General features: G+C 60.4%; 19 protein-coding genes. 13 read left to right on the top strand and 6 right to left on the bottom strand.

Annotated elements, in window-relative coordinates:
• Positions 1 to 127 precede the first annotated feature (127 nt).
• Together ABEB25_RS20140 and ygfZ are read left to right on the top strand one after the other, a co-directional pair.
• Positions 128 to 967: an NAD(P)-dependent oxidoreductase gene (locus ABEB25_RS20140; protein ID WP_345738239.1), complete on the top strand. Its 840-nt coding sequence runs from the start codon at positions 128 to 130 to the stop codon at positions 965 to 967.
• 5 nt (positions 968 to 972) lie between these two features.
• Positions 973 to 1854, top strand: coding sequence for a CAF17-like 4Fe-4S cluster assembly/insertion protein YgfZ (gene ygfZ, locus ABEB25_RS20135; RefSeq protein ID WP_345738238.1), 882 nt, complete (start codon positions 973 to 975; stop codon positions 1852 to 1854).
• A gap of 37 nt (positions 1855 to 1891) precedes the next feature.
• Here ygfZ and ABEB25_RS20130 read toward each other — a convergent pair whose 3' ends face one another.
• The gene (locus ABEB25_RS20130) at positions 1892 to 3601 is read right to left on the bottom strand and encodes an exosortase/archaeosortase family protein (RefSeq protein WP_345738237.1); all 1710 of its coding nucleotides are present in this window, start codon (positions 3599 to 3601) and stop codon (positions 1892 to 1894) included.
• Between the two features lie 101 nt (positions 3602 to 3702).
• Between ABEB25_RS20130 and ABEB25_RS20125 the strand changes: the two genes are divergently transcribed.
• Complete coding sequence (locus tag ABEB25_RS20125) at positions 3703 to 4770, top strand: hypothetical protein (RefSeq protein ID WP_345738236.1); 1068 nt, start codon at positions 3703 to 3705, stop codon at positions 4768 to 4770.
• 208 nt (positions 4771 to 4978) lie between these two features.
• A complete protein-coding gene (locus ABEB25_RS20120; protein ID WP_345738235.1) occupies positions 4979 to 5827 on the top strand; it encodes a PEP-CTERM sorting domain-containing protein in 849 nt (282 codons plus the stop codon).
• Between the two features lie 9 nt (positions 5828 to 5836).
• Here ABEB25_RS20120 and ABEB25_RS20115 read toward each other — a convergent pair whose 3' ends face one another.
• Entirely contained in the window at positions 5837 to 6517 is a 681-nt protein-coding gene (locus tag ABEB25_RS20115; protein ID WP_345738234.1) for a hypothetical protein, read from the bottom strand.
• A 79-nt stretch (positions 6518 to 6596) separates the two neighbouring features.
• Here ABEB25_RS20115 and ABEB25_RS20110 point away from each other — a divergent pair, with 79 nt between their 5' ends.
• The 3 genes from ABEB25_RS20110 (at position 6597) to ABEB25_RS20100 (ending at position 8438) form a co-directional block, all read left to right on the top strand.
• A complete protein-coding gene (locus ABEB25_RS20110; protein WP_345738233.1) occupies positions 6597 to 7136 on the top strand; it encodes a hypothetical protein in 540 nt (179 codons plus the stop codon).
• Between the two features lie 14 nt (positions 7137 to 7150).
• Positions 7151 to 8071 (top strand): energy transducer TonB, encoded by a 921-nt coding sequence (locus ABEB25_RS20105; protein ID WP_345738232.1) that lies wholly within the window; start codon positions 7151 to 7153, stop codon positions 8069 to 8071.
• A gap of 79 nt (positions 8072 to 8150) precedes the next feature.
• Positions 8151 to 8438 carry a GIY-YIG nuclease family protein gene (locus tag ABEB25_RS20100; RefSeq protein ID WP_345738231.1) on the top strand — a complete coding sequence of 96 codons (288 nt, stop codon included), beginning with the start codon at positions 8151 to 8153 and terminating at the stop codon, positions 8436 to 8438.
• 25 nt (positions 8439 to 8463) lie between these two features.
• Here the strand turns inward: ABEB25_RS20100 and ABEB25_RS20095 are convergent, their stop codons facing one another.
• Positions 8464 to 8694 (bottom strand): SWIB/MDM2 domain-containing protein, encoded by a 231-nt coding sequence (locus ABEB25_RS20095; protein WP_345738230.1) that lies wholly within the window; start codon positions 8692 to 8694, stop codon positions 8464 to 8466.
• A gap of 224 nt (positions 8695 to 8918) precedes the next feature.
• On the opposite strand from ABEB25_RS20095, the gene ABEB25_RS20090 reads away from it, so the two are divergent.
• From ABEB25_RS20090 to ABEB25_RS20070, 5 genes are all read left to right on the top strand, one after another.
• On the top strand, positions 8919 to 10046 hold the full coding sequence (locus tag ABEB25_RS20090) for a prenyltransferase/squalene oxidase repeat-containing protein (protein ID WP_345738229.1): 1128 nt from the start codon (positions 8919 to 8921) through the stop codon (positions 10044 to 10046).
• A 124-nt stretch (positions 10047 to 10170) separates the two neighbouring features.
• Entirely contained in the window at positions 10171 to 10665 is a 495-nt protein-coding gene (locus tag ABEB25_RS20085) for a redoxin domain-containing protein (protein WP_345738228.1), read from the top strand.
• A 130-nt stretch (positions 10666 to 10795) separates the two neighbouring features.
• Positions 10796 to 12661 carry an ABC-F family ATP-binding cassette domain-containing protein gene (locus ABEB25_RS20080; RefSeq protein ID WP_345738227.1) on the top strand — a complete coding sequence of 622 codons (1866 nt, stop codon included), beginning with the start codon at positions 10796 to 10798 and terminating at the stop codon, positions 12659 to 12661.
• A 37-nt stretch (positions 12662 to 12698) separates the two neighbouring features.
• Positions 12699 to 14111, top strand: coding sequence for a Gfo/Idh/MocA family protein (locus tag ABEB25_RS20075; protein WP_345738226.1), 1413 nt, complete (start codon positions 12699 to 12701; stop codon positions 14109 to 14111).
• A 54-nt stretch (positions 14112 to 14165) separates the two neighbouring features.
• Complete coding sequence (locus tag ABEB25_RS20070) at positions 14166 to 15416, top strand: PQQ-binding-like beta-propeller repeat protein (RefSeq protein WP_345738225.1); 1251 nt, start codon at positions 14166 to 14168, stop codon at positions 15414 to 15416.
• A gap of 504 nt (positions 15417 to 15920) precedes the next feature.
• Here the strand turns inward: ABEB25_RS20070 and ABEB25_RS20065 are convergent.
• Genes ABEB25_RS20065 through ABEB25_RS20055 form a run of 3 tightly spaced genes read right to left on the bottom strand, consistent with a single transcriptional unit; the run spans position 15921 to position 18526 of the window.
• Complete coding sequence (locus ABEB25_RS20065; RefSeq protein ID WP_345738224.1) at positions 15921 to 16463, bottom strand: cob(I)yrinic acid a,c-diamide adenosyltransferase; 543 nt, start codon at positions 16461 to 16463, stop codon at positions 15921 to 15923.
• A 34-nt stretch (positions 16464 to 16497) separates the two neighbouring features.
• A complete protein-coding gene (locus ABEB25_RS20060; protein ID WP_345738223.1) occupies positions 16498 to 17715 on the bottom strand; it encodes an FtsW/RodA/SpoVE family cell cycle protein in 1218 nt (405 codons plus the stop codon).
• Positions 17716 to 17746: 31 nt separating this feature from the next.
• A complete protein-coding gene (locus ABEB25_RS20055; protein ID WP_345738222.1) occupies positions 17747 to 18526 on the bottom strand; it encodes an ABC transporter ATP-binding protein in 780 nt (259 codons plus the stop codon).
• A gap of 321 nt (positions 18527 to 18847) precedes the next feature.
• Between ABEB25_RS20055 and nusA the strand changes: the two genes are divergently transcribed.
• Positions 18848 to 20101, top strand: coding sequence for a transcription termination factor NusA (gene nusA / locus ABEB25_RS20050; RefSeq protein WP_345738221.1), 1254 nt, complete (start codon positions 18848 to 18850; stop codon positions 20099 to 20101).
• The last annotated feature ends 66 nt before the right edge of the window (positions 20102 to 20167 follow it).

Below are 20167 nucleotides of genomic sequence, written 5' to 3'. Positions count from 1 at the left end.
GGAGCCAGAATAAAGAAAGCTCCCAGTGCGCAAGTTTATCCGCCGTGGCAAGACCGATTCACAGCACCCGGCCAAGCCAGGGCTTGCAGACAGGCGTAACCCAGCGAAGCATCTCACTCCCTCTTTTATGAACCAACCCTCCTCCGTCGGCGTTCTCGGCCTTGGCATCATCGGCAGCCGCGTGGCTGAAAATCTGCGCCAGGCAGGCCACACGGTGTCGGTGTGGAGCCACACCGCCCGCAACGTCCCCGGTGCCCTGCCCTCCCCGCAGGCCGTGGCGGGGGCCGCCCAGGTCATCCAAATTTTCGTCCGCGATAGCGAGGCCCTCCTGCAGGCGATGCATGACATGCAGCCTGCGCTGACTCATGAGCACGTGATCCTGAATCACGCCACCGTCAGTAAAGCCGCGACGCTGGAAGCCGCCGCCCTCTGTGCCGCCAGCGGGGCCGCCTTTCTGGATGCGCCCTTCACGGGCAGCAAGATGGCCGCGCAGAATGGCAAGCTGGTCTATTACATCGGCGGCTCCACCGAGGTGCTGGAGCGCGTGCGCCCCATCCTGGAGGCTTCTTCCACCAAGATCCTGCCCCTGGGCGAAACGGGTGATGCGATGGTGCTGAAAATCGTCACCAACCTCGTGACCGCCATCACCGTGAAGGCGCTGTCTGAGGCCGCCGCCATCACCCACAGCCAGGGCATCCCGCTGGCGAACCTGCTGACCGCCCTGGAAAACAATGCGAACTACTCCGGCCTCATCGGCATGAAGCTGCCGACGATCATCAGCGGGAATTTCGACGCCCATTTCTCCCTGCGCAACATGCTGAAGGATGCCGACTTTGCCCGCGAACTGGCGGCCCAGGGTGGCCTCGCCGCACCGGCCTTGGAATGCACCGCCGAGGCCATGCGCCAAGGCGTGAGCCAGGGAAAAGGCGACCTGGATTTCTCCGTCATCGGCCAAATCGAATCCTAATCCCCATGACCGCAGAACTTTACCAAACCACCCTCGCCCAAGGTGCCTGGGTGAATCTTTCCTGCCGGGCCAAATGGCGTCTCTCTGGCGCTGACCGCGTGCGCTATCTCAATGGCCAGGTGACGAATGACGTGCGCACGGCCCGCAGCAGCGCGGCCCTCTACGCTTGCGTGACCAATCTCAAGGGCAAGATCGAGGCGGACATCTTCATCCATGCCGACCCGGATGGCGAAAGCCTGCTGCTGGACGCCGATGCCAGCCTGCGCGAATCCCTGGGCATGCGGCTGGAGCGCTACATCATCGCGGATGATGCCGTGCTGGAGGATGTAACGGACGAATGGCAGATCTGGCACCGCATCGCGCCATTGGAAGCTGCCGATGTAGCCGCGCCACTGGAAGGCCACCGCCTAACCAATGAAGTGCGTTTCCACCTCCCAGGCTGGGACCTCTGGCTGCCCGCCGCCAGCCCCGCGCCGACGATGGCACGCCTGAGTGATGCGGAGGCCGAGACGCTGCGCATCCTGCAGCAGGTGCCCGCTTTCCCGCAGGAACTGAACGCCGACACCTTCCCCCAGGAGGCCGGTTTGGAAACCTGCGCCATGAGCTTCACCAAAGGCTGCTACATCGGCCAGGAGATCCTTTCCCGCATCAAGACCACCGGCAAGATGCCGCGCCAGCTCATCGCCTGGAGCAGCGCCGAGGCAGTGGCACCGGGGGAAAACGTGCTGAATGAGGAAGGCAAAGAAGTGGGCCAGATCACCAGTGTGGCCTGGGATCCGGTGCGTGGAATTCACGCGGGCTTGGGCTATGTGCGGCAGTCCGCCCTGGATGCAGGCATTTGGAAAACGGCTGCCGGACAGACGGTGACAAGGACGGCGCTGGCCTGAGAGGATTGGCCCTTCCAAGGTCAGCCCAGGTGCGGATTCACTCCTTCGGGGCAGCTTCCAGCAGGGGCGGCACAAACTCGCGCATGAAGGTCTTCATGTCTTCCAGGGCATTGAGCTCCGCATAGGGGTCCATGCTGCCAAGGGGCTGATTTTTCAGAGGAGCAAAGAAGGACAGGAGGGCCCAGCGGTGGTCAATGTTGCGCAGCAGGGCATCCGCATAGGAGTAGCCCACGTGCTCATCATAGGAAGAGGCCGTGCGGCCCTGGGAGCCCTGATACCAATACACATTCAGGGCACGGGTGCGCTCCACCTGCCCGGCCTCGTTTTGCACGTCGCGGTGCATGGAAAGCAGCGTGGCCTTCACCGGGGCGGCCAGGCCGCAGTCGAACTCGATGAAGCTCTTGCCATTGATCACCCAGCCCTGGCCCGGCAGGCAGATCTGCGGCTCATGGAGGGAACGTTTCAACGCCCCGCTGAGGACGACGGAGGCCAGCACGGCGCGGTCGCTCTTGAAATAGAACCGTCGCCCGATCTCCACGCCTTCGTTCAGCGTCTGCCGCTCGATGGCCTGCATGGGCATCTCCTGGCTTTCGTAGGCCCCCAGACGCTCCGGCAAGGCCAGGCTGACCGGTGGTGCCCCCACCCGGTAGGTGGTATCGGTCACCGCACAAAAAGCCAGCCCGCCCAGGCAGATCAGCACGGAGACACCCAATGGCAGCCAGGGGCTTTTGGGCGTGATGAGACTGGCGGAGGTAGCCGCAGGTGCAGCCACCTGTGCCGCCGCCCTGGCGCGTTTGGCCTCGCGTTTTTCCAAGAAGGTGGCTAGGGCGAACATGCCCGCCAGCGCTACGCCGAAAACGGCAAACCCGGCCAGGGTGTGGAAGCCGCTCATCTCCTGCTGCCCGGCGATGTTGCGGCCCACGGCGAATTCCACGCCCAGCCATTTGCTGCCCAGGGTGAGCAGGATCATACGGACAAAATTGCCCAGGACCGCGAGGGGGATGGCGCTGGCAAAGAGGACCGCCCGTGCCGACCACGTCTTTAGCATCAGCCAGCCGTAAAGGGCGCTGATCATCAGCAGGGAAAACAGGGAACGAATGCCGCTGCAGGGCTCCTCCACATCCAGCTTGAACTCCGCCCCCTGGGCCAGACCGCGCGCGGCATCGGCGGCAGAGTGCAGGCTCGTGCCATCGCGCACCACATCCACGCCCATCAGATTGAGAAAACCGGAGGAGGCCTTGGCCGTCAAAATGCGCAGAGGAAAGGCCAGCCGGGACTCCAGCGGCACCATGGGCCACATGAAAACCAAGAATGCCCAGGGAAAGATGAGCCACTTCATCCAGTGCCAGCCGCCCAGCATGAGGATGAGGCCCATGGTCACCATCTGCACCGCCAAAAATCCTGGGTAGCCCGTATCCACCTTATACCCGGCCCAGTAAACGACCATGCCCAACACCAGCAGCGGTGCGCCCAGCCAGGAGCCCCGCAGGGGCAGCCGCCGCAGGTCCCCCTGCATGCGCCAGATCAGCCAGACGACGATGGGCGGCACAAAAAGGCAATACCACCATTCCGAGTCTGCATTCGCCTTGTTCACGATCCCCATGACGATGCTGGACCGCGAGGCAAACTCCCAGTGCTGGTAAGGCCACAGCACGGTGAGCAAAAGGACCAGCAAACCACCCACGGACCACACGATGGTGGCCTGGCGAGAGTCAGCAGCAGCAGGCAATGGGGGGGGCAGGCTCATCTCAGGGACTGTAGGCAGAAACCATGCCTGCCACAGGGGTAGACATCTGTCCACGTTCGCAGGCTGGAATTTATTTGAAATTAGGCTTAAGTCTCCTCGACATGGCCGATACTCCCCCCTCCTCCCCGGCGCGGAAGCCCCTGCTCAAGGACGCACCGCCTGCCCCTGAAGCCGCGACTTCCCCTCCGCGCGCGCCGCTTTCCACCCAGCGCAAGAAGCCCGAGCCGGCCAAACCCGCCGCCCCCACGGCCTGGAAGCCCGCTATCATTCTCGGCCTCGTCCAACTGGCCGCCCTGGGCGGTCTCGCCTTCTGGGGCAGCAGCCTCCTCCGCACTCAATCCACCGGCCAGGAGGGCAGCAGCAGCCCTGCCGCCAGCGTGACGGCCCCCTTGAAAGTCTCGCTGGATCAGGCCAATGCCCAGATTGCCGCCCTACAGCGCCAACTGGATGCCCAGGGTGAGGAGCGCGCCAAGACCCAGGACCGCCTCCAGGAAATGGCCGACCGAATGGCCCTCGTCATCCAGCAGTCCTCCTTTGTGCCATCGGCAGACAGCGCTCGCGTTTCCGATCAGGATGCCGCCCAGGTGGCCGCCATGATGCCCAGCGTCACCCCGGCCACCGGCGAGCTCATCCTCATCAAGGAGCGGAACCGCCTCACCGGCTATGCCGACAAAGCCATCGCCACCGGCAGCCGGGAGTCCCTGGAGGCTCTGGTGAAAGCGATGATGGACCCGGCCATGAAAAACATGGTCCACGCCGCCCAGGCCGAGTTCAAGCGCGTGCAGGCCTACTACGACATGGGCATCAGCATTGATCCTGGCTACACCCTGCCCGTGCGCGAGCTGTTCAAGGACACGCCCATTACCCGCGAGGCCGATGTCACCCCCGCCCAGCTTCACGGCCTGATGACCGATGCCAAACAGCCCTGGGAAACCCGCCTGCGCGCCGCCTACCTACTGCGCGCCAGCACCGAGGCAGATACCAACGCCCTGCTGCTGAAAGTGCTGAAGGAAGACCCCATGCTGGATGTGGCCAAGCAGGCCCAAATCACCTTTGAAAACCGCGTGGGCCGCAAATTCCGCCTGTTCGATATCCCTGCCATCGAGGCCTGGTGGCAGGCCCAGGGGGGCGACAAACCCGCCGTGAAAATGATCGAGCCCGGCAAATAGGTCGCCTTCAGCCAGCCTCTTAGGCCAAACATGGCCAAATAAAGATATTCCTGATCTTACGGTCAGGAGCCCTGTTTGGCTTGAAGCCATGCAGGGAGGGATTTAGCCTATCAGTCCCCCCGACTTGCCAGATTTACCGTCAGGCGGCTGACCAACCACAGCCGTCTGGCGGCTGGCTTTTCTATTTTCAGGGGGCCGCCTGCCCACCATGAAACCCCGCACCTTTCACGTCCCGGCGTTGTGCCCGCTCCTCGCCGTCCTGGCCCTGGTGGCCACCTTCCAGGCCCCAGCCGCAGTTCTGTTGCAAGACAGCTTTGACAACGGCATCAAGGCCACGCCCGACACCACCAGCATCGGCAACTGGACCAACTTCAGCGATGCCGCCGTGACCGAAACAGGCGGTCTGCTGACGGTGACGACCACCAGCAGCGGGGTTTCAAACTCCTCCAACTTTTCCACCGCCGTCCGCCCGGAGCTGAATCCCTTCACCTCCACCATCCAGTTTTCCGTCACGGACTTTGACCTCACCGGCACCGGGGACTACGCCGCCGATAACAATGGCCGCTTCCGCATCGGCCTTACCTCCACCCTCGGCTCCTTCTTCGGGGCGAATGATGCCTTTGCCCTGGAGATCAACAGCGGCGGCCACGGCTTCCGGCTCGGGGCCAAGGCGGACAACACCTCCGGCGATCCCAGCGGTGCAGCCGCCTCCGGCACCGCCTTTGCCACGCCCATCACCGCCTTTGATTTCATCTTCACCAGCACCACCTGGGACCTCGTTCTTTACTCGGGTGAAACCACTCTCTATGACCAATCCGGCACCTGGTCCCTGGGCGATGCGGCCAACTGGGGCACCGGCACGGCCAACACCGGCTCCTCCTCCCTGCTGATGGCCGTCCAGAACACCAACGCCACCGGCACGCCCACCGGCTTCAAGTCCTTCTCCATCGGTAGCATCGAGGTCAGCGCCACCGTCGTCCCCGAGCCCTCACGGGCCCTGCTGCTGGGCCTCGCCGGCCTTGGCCTCCTGCTGAAAAGACCTCGCCGCGAGGCTTGATCCCGCCCATTAGGCGATGGGGGGCAGCGGTGGCGGTGCAGGCTCCGCTGGGGCTGGCTTGGAAGAACTGCGCAACAGGAAAAAAGCCCCCAGGACTCCGATGCCCAGCAGGGTGCCGCTACCTATTAGGTCCGGCTTTTTGCCATCGCTGATGATGATGTAGTCTGGGGTCAGGTACAGATCCAGTTTATCGAGTTTTTCCCGAGTCTTCGAACTGGATTCGATGCCGAACTTCATCAGGCCTGACACCTCGCGGACAGGATACAGCGAAGCCACCAGTTCCGGAGTCATCGCCGAGGGATCCTTGATCGCATTCACGCGGTTCATCGTGGTCGTCATCAGGTCAATGAGCGCCTTGTCCTTGGAGGCGAGCAGCACATGGGCCACGATCTCTTCGCGGTTGCCTGCGGGCTCCACCGCGATGTAAACCTCATCAATTTCACCACTCCCAGCCTTCTTAACATAGGCGCTGTTGAGCAGGTTCAGTTGGGTGCCCGTGAGGCTCACCCACTCCGCCGAAGGCCGCTGGTCCAGGTACTCCTTGAAACTCATCTTCAGGGGCTCACGATTCTTGACCGCCGTGTAAACACCCTGCCCGCCGCCCCAAAGGAGACCGATCACAATGATGGGGCCCAGGCAGCCCAGCTTGATAAATCCCCGACGCATGGCTCCCAACCGAGTGTTTTTCATAAAGGCGTGACTTCAGCCTAATTCCTCATTTACAGGCAAGGATATTCTGATCTGATTTCCTCAAAAAACTCCCCCTGCCATGGATACCCTTGCCAATGCTCCCGCTTCATCTGCTCAAGAAATCTGGAGCCAGCAGGAGGTGGATGCCTACCTGGATCGGCCACTGATGTCCGGCAAAGAAGTCTTCCCTGGCACGCGTGGGCTTTTGCTCCGCGACATCGAACAGGACATCCTCAAAGGCGGTCGGTTTGTGATCCATCACTACTGTGTTTCTCTGGCTGTCGTCACCTTCACCCGCAGCAGTTCAGTTCTTTATCTGCGCTCCTGGGAGTCTGGCCTCGGACGTGCCTGCCGTTTCAGCCTCATCTCGCTACTCTTCGGCTGGTGGGGTGTGCCTTTTGGCCTGATCATGACCCCTTACACGCTGTGGAAAAACGGACGCGGAGGCAGCGATGTCACCCGGGATTTGCTCCATCAGGTGCTAGGCCCAGCTCGCACGCAGAGCCTGCTGGCAAAGGCCGCTCCTCGCCAGATTTCCCCCTGGCACTGGCTCCTATTCATCGTTTCCCTGGCCCTGCCAGTCGGGCTTATCTATGCCTTCATACAGTCCCTGGACTGATCCCGCTCCCCCCCATGAAAATCTGGTTCCCCCTTTTCGGCCTGCTGGCCTGCACCCTGCCACTCAGCGCGGCAGACAAGCCCGACGTCTATCTTTCCATCAAAGCCAAACGCCACCTGTTGGATGATGAGGCCCACAAGCTTTTGGGAACGAAATATACCATCCATGAGCTCAAAGATACCCCCGACTACACCCCGCCCAAGGCCAAAGCCGGGCGGCTCCCAGCTCTAGCCCACACACCCGAAGGCAAGCCCCTGGGTGGGGAAGCTGTGGTGCTGTATGTCGTCACCCCTGAAGGGCTGGCCCAGGACCCCCAGTTTGCCCAATGCAGCGATGACCGCCTGAAACCTTTCATTGAGAAGGTCATGAAGGAATGGCGGCTCCAACCCGCCCAGTGGAAGGGAAAGACCATTTCCACCATCTCATCGCAGGAGTTTTCTTTTGCCAGCACCCCCACTGAATTCACCCCCCAAATTCTGGAACCTCTGGGCGGCAAAATCGCGCGCCCCAAGGGCTGGCACTACACGGAAAGCCACAACGACACCTCCTTTACCTGGATCCTTTCCAAGGAAGATGCCAAAGACCGCCCCTACACCACCGGCCTCCGCATCCAGGCCATCTCCCGGGTTCAGGAACTCAGCGGCAAGAGCGGCGAAACCTTCGTCAAAGAGTTTATCGCCGGCAAAAAGAAAGCTGCCGACCGCGTCATCGGAGTCTGCGAGGAGAAGAGCCAGGGACCCTTCACACGGATCTGCCTGGAGACGGAAGAAGGTCCGTACCGCATCATGTATTCACTCTTCTGGGGCACGGAAAATCTGGACATGGTCGTTGTCTCCATCGCTGGCACCACCCCGGAACTGTGGGAGACCTATGCGCCAGCCTTCAATCGGATGAATGCCTTTAAGCTGATTGACTTGAAGCACTTGAAAAAATGATGGCGTGACCTCCGCAGAGGTTGTCCTGAAAAGGAAAGAGGCCCGCGCAGGTCCCTGGCTATAAACCTCCCATTGTTCAATGCCCGACCCGCTCCCTCCAGCCGAACCCAAGCCCTGGTGCCTGTATGTGCTGCGCTGCCGGGATGGCAGCCTGTATTGCGGCATCACCAATGATCTGCATCGGAGGCTGGACATGCACCGCGAAGGCAAGGGGGCGAAATACACACGGGGCAGGGGGCCTTTGTGGCTGCTGGGCTCCTGGGTGCATGGGGACATGCCTGCGGCGCTGAAGGCGGAGCGCGTCTTCAAGGCCCTGCGCCGCGCCCAAAAAGAAAAATGGCTGGAGGCGAACCTCCAGCCATCTTGAAAAAAGACAGTTTTGTCTGCGCAGCTTACTTCACATGACCGGAGATCAGCTTGGTCATCTCGAACATGGTCACCTGCTCTTTACCACCGAAGACGGCCTTCAGGGCTGCGTCTGCGTTGATCAGAGTCTTTTTCTTTTCGTCCTGGAGACCTTTGGCCTTGATGTAGTCCCAAACTTTTTTGGTCAGTTCGCCACGGGAAAGGGGAGTGGAACCAACGACAGCAGCGAGGACTTCATCCGGCTGGACGGGTTTCATCAGGGCTGGGTTGGGTTTGCGTGGTGTGGTAGATGCTGTTTTAGCCATTTCTCTTTTTCGCAGACGTCGCCAGAGAAGTCAATACGTCTGATTGTAGGGATTTGAGCCGGGGTGACCTGGGGCAGAAGTGCAAAAATCCGGGTGAACCCGTGAAGATTCCGCGCCAGATGCGTTATGCACAGTCTGTGTTCGCTACCGCCTGTGCCCCGTCCCATTTTTGTTCTATGCCCTCCCTAGCCGCCAAAATCCTCGGTTTCCTCCTGGTGCTGACCGTGTGGAGCCCCCCCTCCAGGGGCCTGGCGCAGGCCCCCCGCCCGGAAATTATCTCCCCCCAGGTGAAGGCGGCGGTGGATCGCGGATTGGCCTGGCTGCTCAAGCAGCAGCAGCCCGCAGGCTATTTTTCCGAGCAGAAAACCGACAAAAAAATCCAGCGGGGGGACATCCCCAGCCACAGCGCGGCGATGACTTCACTGGCCATCATGGGGCTGGCCTCCGTGGGCCACCTCCCCGGCGATCCCACCCCGGAGGGCCTGGCCGCCCAGCGGGCGCTGAAATATGTGGTGGATCATGTGGAGCCCGATGAACAGGGCTACCTGGGCCGCAGCGACCGCAGCCGCATGTACGGCCACGGCATCATGACCCTGATGCTCACGGAAATGCTGGGCATGTCCCCGGATGCGGAGACGGACAAAAAAGTGCGCTCCATGACCGAAAAAGCCATCAAGCTGATCATCCGCGCCCAGCAGGTCCCCAAAAGCGACGCTAACAAGGGCGGCTGGCGCTATGAACCGGCCAGCAGCGACAGCGACATCAGCGTCAGCGTCTGGCAACTCATGTCCCTGCGTGCCGCGAAAAACAGCGGCATCGAAGTGCCCAAAGAAGCCATTGATAACGGCATCGCCTACATCAAGCGCAGCTACCGGGCGGAGCGTGACAGCAACGGCAACCTCAAGCAACTCGAGGCCGCCTTCAGCTACGAGCCCTATGGGGGGCGGCAGACCTTCTCCACCACTTCCGCTGGCCTGCTGTCCCTCCAAGTGGCCGGGCAGTACAACATTCCCGAAGTACTGGGTTCTTCGAACTGGCTGCTAAAATTCCCGCCGGAGGTCAATGAGCCGTGGTTCTACTACGGCTGCTATTATTACGCCCAGGGCATGTATCAGCGCGGGGGCGACCACGCCGCCACCGCCCGGCAGAAGACCGAGCAGATGCTGGTGGGAGCCCAAAGCCCCGAAGGCGCCTGGTTCCCGCGCAACGGCAATGAAAAATCCGCCGGCCCCGTGTACGCCACCTCCCTGGCCCTCCTCAGCCTCAGCGTCTATCACCACTTCCTGCCGATTTATCAGAAGTAGCCCGAAGTCTCTACGGCCCTCGGTTTGAGATACCGGAGCTTCCCCGCTTGACCTTGCGCTGCTGCCGCGTTCCTATGCGCCGCACCGGGTTCCGGTGCGCTGAATTCAACTCATCCTTATCACCATGGCACTCTCTGTCGGCTCTTCCGCCCCTGATTTCACCGTCACCACCCTCGGCGCCAATGGCCCTGAGCTTTTCAAGCTGTCCGAAAACATCGGCGCTTCCAACATCCTCCTTCTGTTCGTGCCGATGGCCTTCACAGGCGTTTGCACCACTGAGTTCTGCGAGCTGTCGAAAGGCATCAATGCTTACACCTCCCTGAATGCCAAAGTCATCGGCATCAGCGGTGACAATCCCTTCGCTCAGAAAGCCTGGGCCGAGAAGGAAGGCATCACCCTGCAACTCCTCAGCGATTACGATCACAAGATCACCGAAGCCTATGGCGTCGCTTATGAAAGCTTCCTCCCTGCCAAAAACCTGATCATGGGCGGTGTGCCAAAGCGTTCCGCCTTCATCATCGACAAGGCTGGCGTGGTCCAGTATGCCGAAGTTCTGGAAAGCCCCGGCGATCTGCCAAACTTCACCGCCATCCAGGCGAAGCTGAAGGAACTGGCCTAATTTTCAGATCCTGTGTTTGTGGAGGGGGAGCCTGTGAGGGCTCCCTCTTTTTTGTGGGAATGCGGCCCGCACCACGGCCTCCCTCCCCACTTGACTCCCGGCCCCCGAGAGGGCACAGAGTGCGCCCCCCATGCTCTCCGTTTCCAATGTCAGCAAGACCTATGCAGGCCGCACCCTCTTCAGCGGTGTGTCTTTTCACATCAATCGGGGTGAAAAGATCGGCCTCATTGGCCCCAATGGAGCTGGCAAGTCCACCTTGTTTTCCCTCCTGCTGCGCGAGACCACGCCCGACGACGGCCTGGTGACGATGGAAAAGAACTTGGACTTCGGTTTCCTGCCTCAGGAAAGCGCGCCTATTGATGACGTTACGGTTCTGGAATTGGCCACCAGCCACGTCCATGAGCACAGCCGCTGGGAGGCCGAACCAAAGGCCAAGCGCATCCTCAAAGGCTTGGCCTTCCGCGAGACGGACTTTGATCGCAATGCCCGCACCCTCAGCGGTGGCTGGGTGATGCGCGCGCATTTGGCCCGCCTGCTGGTGCAGGAGCCGGATCTGCTGCTGCTGGATGAGCCGACCAACCACCTGGACCTGGAATCCCTGATCTGGTTCCAAGAATACCTGCAGGGGTATCCGGGCGCGATCCTGATGATTTCACATGACCGTGAATTCCTCAACGCCCTCACCGGGGCCATCCTGGAAATCGCCCACAGCAAGGTGAACCGCTATCGCGGCAACTACGATGCGTACCTCCTCGAAAAGGTGGCGCGTGAGGAGCAGATGAAGGGCGCGTTTGAAAACCAGCAGAAGGAAATCGCCAAGCTCCAACAATGGGCGGACCGTTTCAAAGCCAAGGCCAACTTTGCCTCCCGTGCCCAGGACAAGCTGAAGATGATCGACCGCATGGAGAAGCTGGATGGCCCGGCGGCAGCGGCGAAAACGGTGAAGTTCCGTTTCCCCCAGCCTCCCCGCAGTGGCCAGCGTGTGCTGACCCTGAAGGGGCTCGACTTTGCTTATGGAGAGACGCCGGTTTACGCCGGGCTGGATCTCGAAGTGGAGCGTGGCGAGCGCATCGTCCTGGTGGGGCCGAACGGTGCTGGCAAATCTACTTTGCTGAAATTGCTCGCAGGGGCTTTGACCCCGCAGGCGGGCAAGCGCGAGCTGGGCCACAATGTGAAAATGGGTTACTTTGCCCAGTATCGTGGCGATGTGCTGAACATGAAGCACACGGTGCTGCAGTCCGCCATGGACCTGCCCAGTCGCCCGGGTGAAAACATGTGCCGCACCTTGTTAGGCTCTTTCCTTTTCCACGGTGACGATGTTTTCAAACCTGTGGGTGTGCTGAGTGGGGGCGAGAAATCCCGCCTTGCCCTGGTGCGCCTGCTTCTGGACCCGCCGAATCTGCTGCTCATGGATGAGCCGACGACGCATTTGGACATGGGCAGCATTGATGCGCTCATTGGCGCCCTTGAGGACTATGAAGGCACCCTCGTCTTCATCAGCCATGACGTGCACTTCATCCGTGGCATGGCGAAAGGCGTGATTCACATCGCAGGTGGTGTGCTCACCCCGTATGCGGGGGACTACCAGTATTTCCTGGATAAAACGAAGGCCACCTCTGCCCGCGAAGCCCTGACCGCCAGCCTGACGAACAGCCAGCCCGGTGCCTGGGACGCTCCCAAAAAGGCTTATGCCCCGCCAAAGTCGAAAGAGCAAAAGCGTCTGGAGGCAGAAGCCCGGAACAATCGCGCCAAAGGCAGAAAGGACCTGGAGAAAAACGTCTCCCGCATCGAGGAAGAACTCGCTGCGCTGGACAAACGCAAGATGGAGCTGGTTGAGATGCTTCAGGACGGAGCCGTCTATTCCGACGCCGTTAAATTCAAAGCCCTGAGCAAGGAGCTGGAAGAGATCGAGCCTCGGGTCGCCACCAAAACCACGGCTTGGGAAAAGGCCGCAGGTGAACTGGAAGCCCTGATTGCGAAAGAGGCCGCGGGTTGATCCGCAAGACCTGGGGCGGAACGGGCGTTCCTTCGCCATGCCTCGCCCACTTTCCTCTCGTCGCCAGTTTTTGACTCAAAGCTCACTCGCGGCCGGAGCGGCCTTTGGGTTCCCAGCGATCGTCAGTTCACGGTCGCCCAATGCCAAGGTGAACCTCGCCTTCATCGGAGTCGGGGGACGCGGTGCGGCCAATATCCAGGCTCTCGTTGGCACTTCCCTGTATCCGTCGAAAGCCAAAAATGCCAAGACGGACTCCCCTCCACCCGCTCCTCAAGAGCCCACGGAAAACGTCGTGGCCATCTGCGATGTCAATGGCATGAACCTGGACATGGCGGCCAGTGCATTCCCAAAGGCGAAGGCATATCGCGACTTCCGCAAACTTTACGAAGGTTCCAAAGACTTCGATGCCGTCGTCGTCAGCACCACCGAGCACACCCACGCCTACGCCACGCTGCCAGCCCTGCTCATGGGCAAGCCCGTCTATTGTGAAAAGCCGCTGACTCGCGATGTGGCCGAGGCACGCCTCATCACCGAAGCGGCAGCCAAGGCCGGAGTCGCCACCCAGATGGGGACGCAGATCCATGGCCTGCCTAACTACCGACGTGTGGTCGAATTGATCCAGAGTGGAGCCATCGGCAAGGTCACCGACGCCCACGTCTGTGTCTCCCGCGCCTGGGGCCTGCAAACCAAGGAAGAGGCCGAGGCGAACAAGGATATCGTCTTTGTGACCGAGCGCCCAAGAGAAGAGCAGACTCCCCCGCCTTATCTCGATTGGGATCTCTGGCTGGGCCCCGCTCCGTATCGCCCCTACAACGAAATCTATTTCCCTGGGCCCAAGTGGTATCGCTGGTGGGACTTCGGCAACGGTACCATGTCAGACCTCGGCAGCCATTGGAATGACCTGCCTTTCTGGGCACTGAATCTGGATGCGCCGCTGAGCGTGGAGGCCTTCGGTCCTGAGCCGCACTCTGAGATTGCTCCGGCCTCCATGTCTGCCACTTATGAATACGCAGCGCGTGGCCCGCGTGCCGCCTGCAAGGTCCACTGGCACCAGGGAAGCGCCAAACCAGAAGTGTGGAAAAACGATCCCTTCATCAGCAAGTGGAACAGCGGCGTCCTCTTCATCGGCGATAAGGGCATGCTGCTGTCTGACTACAACAAACACGTCCTGCTGCCTGAGGCCGACTTTAAGGACTTCCAGCCTCCGGCACCTTTCATCCCGGACTCTCCCGGCCAGCACATCGAGTGGCTGAATGCGATCAAGAACGGCAGCCCGACCGCCAGCCCCTTCAGCTATGCAGGCCCCCTCAGCGAGGCCAACCATCTGGGCAACGTCGCCTTCCGCTCCGGCGGCAAGATCCTCTGGGATGCCAAGGCGATGAAGATCACCAACAACGAAGCCGCCAACCGCTTCCTCAGCCGCACTCCGCGTGCAGGATGGAAACTTTAAGGTGGTTATCCTTCGGCGAATCAACGACTGAGTCCCTCATCTGCTACCTTCCCCATGCGTCTCCTTCTCCCTCTCCTGGCTGTCACTTCCATCGCTGCTGCTGAAGACTGGCCCGAATTTCGCGGGCCCACTCACCAGGGCCAGACTTTGACCAAGGGCCTGCCCACGGAATGGAGTCCCTCCGTGAACAAGAACATCCTTTGGAAGGCCCCGGTTCCGGGTGTGGGGTGGTCCTCTCCTGTGGTGATCGGGGACCGCGTTTATCTCACCACCGCCGTCATTCAGGGCGGGGTGGAAAAGCCGGATGCGGAGCGCAGCCTGCGGGCCCTTTGCCTCCAGGCGGCGGATGGCAAGGTGGTGTGGGATCAGGAAATCTTCATCCAGCCTAAGGACGCTCCGGCCGTGCATAAAAAGAACAGCCATGCCAGCCCCACGCCTGTCTATGAAGAGGGTAAATTGTACGTCCACTTTGGCCATCAGGGCAGTGCTTGCCTGAATGCGGCGGATGGCAGCGTGGTCTGGAAAACCCAGTCTTTTGGCTACAAGCCAGTGCATGGCAATGGCGGCAGCCCCGTCATCGAAGGTGGCTTGTTCATCTTCAATGCCGATGCCGAAACTGATCCCGCCGTGATCGCCTTGGATAAAACCACCGGTGCCCAAGTCTGGAAATTTGCCCGCGTCAGCGATGCCAAAAATAAGTTCTCCTTCAGCACGCCTCTGGTGATCGAAGTCAATGGCCAGCGCCAACTCATCAGCGCAGGCAGCGGGGTGGTGAATGCCCTGGATCCGCTGACGGGCACGGAAATCTGGAAGGCGCGTTATGACCAGGGCTACTCCGTCGTTCCGCGCCCTTTGTTTGCCAATGGCATGATCTACATCGGCACGGGTTATAACAAACCCATGGCCCTCGCCATTCGTGCCGATGGCAAAGGGGATGTCACCGACACTCACATCGCCTGGAAGATCGAGAAGTTCGTCCCGCACAATCCCAGCATGGTTATCGTGGGGGAGGAGATCTACTTCGTGGCCGACAACGGCGTGCTCACCTGCGCCGATGCCAAGACGGGCACCGTTCATTACCAGGAGCGCTGCACCGGCCCCATCAGCGCCTCCATCCTGCATGCCGATGGCAAGCTCTACCTCCAGGATGAAAAGGGCCTCGGCGTGATTGTCCAGCCCGGCAAGACCTTCCGCATCCTGGCAAAGAACGACCTCGCCGAACGCTCCCTGGCCTCCTACGCGGTGATCGAAGATGACTTCCTCATTCGCACGGAAAGCCACCTGTGGCGCATCGGGACGAAGTAGTCCCCAAGAGTAGCCTGCACAGTCCTCTGTGCAGAAAGCGACCTCGAAGCCCCATCTCCGTCCACGAGCTCAGTCAGCGGTCCGCTCTCATCACGGGTACCTCTGAACCGCATCCACCTTGCATACCGCACAGGGACTGTGCGGGCTACCTTTGACGGTGCCCGAAAGTAGCCTGCACAGTCCTCTGTGCAGACAGCAGCCTCGAAGCCCCATCCCCGTCCACAAGCTCAGTCAGCGGTCCACTCTCATCACGAGTACCTCTGAACCGCATCCACCTTGCTTACCGCACAGGGACTGTGCGGGCTACCTTTGACGGTGCCCGAAAGTAGCCTGCACAGTCCTCTGTGCAGACAGCAGCCTCGAAGCTCCATCCCCGTCCACAAGCTCAGTCAGCGGTCCGCTCTCATCACGAGTACCTCTGAACCGCATCCACCTTGCTTACCGCACAGGGACTGTGCGGGCTACCTTTGACTGTGTCCAAGCGCCGCCTGCACAGTCTTCGAGTCAGTTTGCCTGCCGTTCTTCCCAGCGAGCCAGCAGCCACAGCACATCGGCCAGTCGGTTTAGAAAACGGACCACCTCTTGGTTCGGCACTTCCTGGTCGGTGCCCAAGAGGTCCACCACATGCCTCTCGGCACGGCGGCAGGCGGTGCGGGCGAGGTCGGCATAAGCACCGCTCATCACCCCGGCTTCACCGGGCAGGGCCCAGCCTTTGAATTGCAGGGCACCGCCTGCTTCCAGCTTGGCCACCCATTCATCCAGCCAAAGAACGTGAGCTGTTTCGAAAGGCTTGTGCGTGGCCGCATATTTGGCCTCTAGCCCAGGGGGCGTAGCCAGTTCCCCCATCAGGCTGATGAGCAGGGGCTGTACCTTTTCCATGATCTCCCGGGTCTCTGGCTTCAGAGCTGCGATGCGCACGGGGCCAAGTGCGGCGTTCAGTTCATCCACCGCCCCGAGGGCGTGGACACGAGGGTGGGACTTGGAGGTGCGCTGGCCAAAGAGGAGATCGGTCTCCCCCTGGTCGCCTCGACGGGTGGCAATGGACATGGGCTGGATTTACGCCTGGGAGGATGGGGCTGCCTCAATCTTCATCATCATCGTCGCGGATTTCACGCCCGCCGACGGTCTTCTTCCTCACAGGGGAAATGTTTCGGTGCACCCAGACGCTCTGCATCATGCCCACGAGGAAAAGCGTGACGATCATGAAGGTGCCCCCGTAGCTGATAAAGGGCAGGGGAAGACCAATCACCGGCAGCATGCCCAGGTTCATGCCCGCATTTTGGAAAGTGTGTGCAAAGAACATGGCCACCACGCCTACGACCAGCAGCCTTCCAACTTGGTCTCTGGAATAAAAGGCCATGAAGATACCTTGTATCAATAGCAGTGCAATGCCCGTCAGTAACAATACGGCCCCGCGGAAGCCGAATTCCTCGCAAATCACCCCAAAGATGAAGTCGCTGTGTGCCTCGGTGGAGGGAAAGAACTGCCGGTGGATGGTTCCATGGTCAGGTACTTTTTCAGACATGGGGCCTTTGCCTTCAAATCCGGCCGATGCCACAGCGATCTGCACAAATGTCGGCACCCAGCCGTCTCCCCGGGTGTCTACCTTGTCCATCTGGTTGGTGATCATGTACCAGGTGGTGTCGATACGTGCCTGCTGGTATGGCTTTAGTACAAAGAAATAGACGATGGGGATGATGCACAAGGCCCCCAGGATGAGGGTAATCATGTAACGGAAAGGAATGCTGCCCACCAGCATCATGGAGAGGAAAACTGGTCCCCATACCAAGCCGGAACCCAAATCCTCTTTAATGACCATGGCCGCAGGAATACCTGCCACGATGCCCGCCACAATCAGCCGCAACCACGGGCGTCTGAAGACTGGCCACATGCGCGGAAGCTCGCCAAAGACCACGGCCAGCATCACAATGCCGGACATGATGGCAAACTGAGAAGGCTGGACATTTTGCCCAGCGATGGTGACCCAGGCTAGGTTTCCTTTCACCTCCACTCCGTAAAGTTGCAGATAAACGAGGCCGCCTAGACCTGCCAGATACATGGGCACACAGGCCCAGCGGACCCATTTGTAGTCGATCAACGCCGCCCCTAGCAAGAAGGGTAGCCCTAGGCCAATCCAGCGCATCTGGTCCTTCCATTTGAGGTGCAGCTTGAGCACCCCGGAGTCATCCCGGAAGTATGAGGCATTGTAAATGGCGTACACGCCGAAGGCGAGCAGGCCCAGCATCGTCAGGATCAAGATCCAGTTGATGCCGAGGAACTTTTTGAAAAGGGGTGTCATTGAGGTTGGGGAAGGGGGCCTTTCTGCGCGATCAGGCAGGAATCGAGGCCAAAAGTTTGCGGGTGTACTCGTGCTGCGGGCGTTCGCAGAGGTCATCGGCGGGGCCGCTTTCCACAACTTGGCCCCGGTTCATCACGATGATGTCATCGCTCATGTGCCGCACAACGGCCAGATCATGGGCAATAAAAAGGTAGGTGAGTTTAAATTCGTCCTGCAGATCCTTCAGCAAATTGAGGACACTGGCCTGGACGCTGACGTCCAGGGCGCTCACGGGCTCGTCACAGATGAGAAACTTGGGCTGAACGGCCAGCGCCCGTGCAATGCCGATGCGCTGCCGCTGGCCACCGCTGAATTCGTGGGGATATCTTTGCAGGGAGTCCTCGGGCAGGCCCACTCGGTGCAGCAGCGCGGCGGAGACATCCCGGCGCTGTTTGGCCGTCATGTCCTTAAAATGGATGGTCAGTGGCTCCGCGAGGATGGACTCGATGGTCATGCGCGGGTTAAGGGAGCCGATGGGATCCTGGAAAATCATCTGGATCTCCTTGCGCAGCGGGCGGAAGTCCGCCTCCGGCATGCCAAAGATCTCGCGGTCTTTATAACAGGCGCTGCCGCCTGTAGGCTGGATCAGCTTCAACAGCGCACGGGAGACGGTGGACTTACCGCTGCCACTCTCACCCACGAGGCCCAGGGTCTTGCCCTCATGGACCTCAAAGCTCACTCCATCCACGGCTTTGACGACGTCACGCTTGCCCAGCCAGCCCGAGCGGATCGGGAAATGAACTTGCAGGTTTTCGACTCGGAGGAGGGCCATAAGCCGCCGAGTTTACCACAGCCCAGAGAGGTGCCAAATGATGGCTGGAGGAAATATGCGGCCAGAAGCCGCGCTTTTTGCGAAAACATCGGCGAATGAACTTTCCCGTGCGGCAGTCGGCCTCCATTCCCTTACTCGGGTAAGCTCCAAATTCTGCCCATGCCCCCTCCTCATTTCACCGAGGACAAGTCTCTCGGATTTTCGGCTTGCCGAAATGCCTGTCTGAATTACAATCTCGCTTCCTTTCCGGGACAAGGCACTGTTTTTTGGCAAGAGTGGGGTCTTCCCCGCTCTTTTTTGTCTGGATAGGTCACCATTTTTATGATCAGCGAACTTAAAGCACTATTCGATTACTACGAGAAAGAGAAGGGGATTGACCGTCAGAAGATGGTTGAAGCTCTCTCCCAGGCTCTTCTCGCTGCCTCGAAGAAGAGCATCGGTCCGGCACGTGAGCTGCGCATTGATATCGATCCTGAGAAAGGGACGATCAAGGCGTGGGCCAAGCTGCTGGCCGTCGAAACCGTTTCCAATCCCTGGGAAGAGCTTCCGCTGGCCAAGGCCCGGATGATCAAAAAGGATGCCCAGCTCGGTGATGAAATCGACCTGGAAGTCACCCCGAAGAACATGGGGCGCATCGCTGCACAGACGGCGAAGCAGACCATGCTCCAGCGTCTCCGCATGGCGGAGAAGGAGAACCTTTACGACGAATTCAAGGACCGTACGGGCGACGTCGTCAACGGCACCATCCGTCGTTTTGACAAGTCCGACGTGATCGTGGACCTCGGCAAGTTTGAAGGCTCCATGCCTTCGAAGGAGCGCGTCTCCACCGAAGACTACACCCCCGGCGACCGCATGCGCTTCTACGTGAAGGCAGTCGAGCGTGAAGGTGCCCGCGGCCCTGAGATCGTGCTCAGCCGCGCCCATGTGAACTTTGTGCGCCGTCTCTTCGAATTCGAAGTCAGCGAGATCGGTGACCGCACCGTGGAAATCGCCAGCATCGCCCGTGAGGCCGGCTACCGCACCAAGGTCGCCGTGCACAGCGGTGATGACAAGGTGGATCCCGTGGGTGCCTGCGTGGGCCTGCGTGGTGCCCGCGTGAAAAACATCGTGCGCGAACTGAACAATGAGAAGGTGGACATCATCCGCTGGAAGGCCGACCCGGCTGAGTTCGTTCGCGAGGCGCTGAAGCCCATCAAGGTCCTTTCCATCCAAGTTTCCCCAGACAAAAAGGCTGCCCGCCTCACTGTCAGCGAAGAAGACCTGTCCAAAGCCATCGGCCGTCGCGGCCAGAACGCCCGTCTCACCTCCCGCCTCGTCGGCATGGAGCTGAGCATCGAGCGCGACGAGCATGCGGCTGAAGTCTTCGAAGGCCAGATGGATACCGCCGCCCATGAACTAGAGCGCGCGCTCGGCATCAATCTTGAAACTGCGCGTAAACTGGCCAATGGTGGCCTGGGTGCGCTCGAGACCCTCTTGCAAGTGGATGTCGAGGACATTGCCGATGCCCTCGGCGGTGACCAGCAGCTCGCCCAACAGGTGCATGCCCTCGTTGCATCTTACACTCCGGGAGCGTAGCTTATGAGCCACGCTTTCTTCAATTCCTTAATTCTCACCCCGACAGCCCGCCCCGCCGTTCGAAAG

The organism is Prosthecobacter algae (genome assembly GCF_039542385.1).
GTDB classification, from domain to species: Bacteria; Verrucomicrobiota; Verrucomicrobiia; order Verrucomicrobiales; family Verrucomicrobiaceae; genus Prosthecobacter; species Prosthecobacter algae.
The sequence above is the reverse complement of the archived record's forward strand: the minus strand, read 5'-3'. Positions and strand labels throughout refer to the sequence as shown.

Coding starts and splice junctions, on each gene's coding strand:
- ABEB25_RS20120 (WP_345738235.1), top strand. CDS start 4,979: ATGAAACCCCGCACCTTTCACGTCCCGGCGTTGTGCCCGCTCCTCGCC.
- ABEB25_RS20070 (WP_345738225.1), top strand. CDS start 14,166: ATGCGTCTCCTTCTCCCTCTCCTGGCTGTCACTTCCATCGCTGCTGCT.
- ABEB25_RS20110 (WP_345738233.1), top strand. CDS start 6,597: ATGGATACCCTTGCCAATGCTCCCGCTTCATCTGCTCAAGAAATCTGG.
- ABEB25_RS20140 (WP_345738239.1), top strand. CDS start 128: ATGAACCAACCCTCCTCCGTCGGCGTTCTCGGCCTTGGCATCATCGGC.
- ABEB25_RS20130 (WP_345738237.1), bottom strand. CDS start 3,601: ATGAGCCTGCCCCCCCCATTGCCTGCTGCTGCTGACTCTCGCCAGGCC.
- ABEB25_RS20055 (WP_345738222.1), bottom strand. CDS start 18,526: ATGGCCCTCCTCCGAGTCGAAAACCTGCAAGTTCATTTCCCGATCCGC.
- ABEB25_RS20100 (WP_345738231.1), top strand. CDS start 8,151: ATGCCCGACCCGCTCCCTCCAGCCGAACCCAAGCCCTGGTGCCTGTAT.
- ABEB25_RS20075 (WP_345738226.1), top strand. CDS start 12,699: ATGCCTCGCCCACTTTCCTCTCGTCGCCAGTTTTTGACTCAAAGCTCA.
- ABEB25_RS20085 (WP_345738228.1), top strand. CDS start 10,171: ATGGCACTCTCTGTCGGCTCTTCCGCCCCTGATTTCACCGTCACCACC.
- ABEB25_RS20090 (WP_345738229.1), top strand. CDS start 8,919: ATGCCCTCCCTAGCCGCCAAAATCCTCGGTTTCCTCCTGGTGCTGACC.
- ABEB25_RS20105 (WP_345738232.1), top strand. CDS start 7,151: ATGAAAATCTGGTTCCCCCTTTTCGGCCTGCTGGCCTGCACCCTGCCA.
- ygfZ (WP_345738238.1), top strand. CDS start 973: ATGACCGCAGAACTTTACCAAACCACCCTCGCCCAAGGTGCCTGGGTG.
- ABEB25_RS20080 (WP_345738227.1), top strand. CDS start 10,796: ATGCTCTCCGTTTCCAATGTCAGCAAGACCTATGCAGGCCGCACCCTC.
- ABEB25_RS20065 (WP_345738224.1), bottom strand. CDS start 16,463: ATGTCCATTGCCACCCGTCGAGGCGACCAGGGGGAGACCGATCTCCTC.
- ABEB25_RS20060 (WP_345738223.1), bottom strand. CDS start 17,715: ATGACACCCCTTTTCAAAAAGTTCCTCGGCATCAACTGGATCTTGATC.
- ABEB25_RS20115 (WP_345738234.1), bottom strand. CDS start 6,517: ATGAAAAACACTCGGTTGGGAGCCATGCGTCGGGGATTTATCAAGCTG.
- nusA (WP_345738221.1), top strand. CDS start 18,848: ATGATCAGCGAACTTAAAGCACTATTCGATTACTACGAGAAAGAGAAG.
- ABEB25_RS20095 (WP_345738230.1), bottom strand. CDS start 8,694: ATGAAACCCGTCCAGCCGGATGAAGTCCTCGCTGCTGTCGTTGGTTCC.
- ABEB25_RS20125 (WP_345738236.1), top strand. CDS start 3,703: ATGGCCGATACTCCCCCCTCCTCCCCGGCGCGGAAGCCCCTGCTCAAG.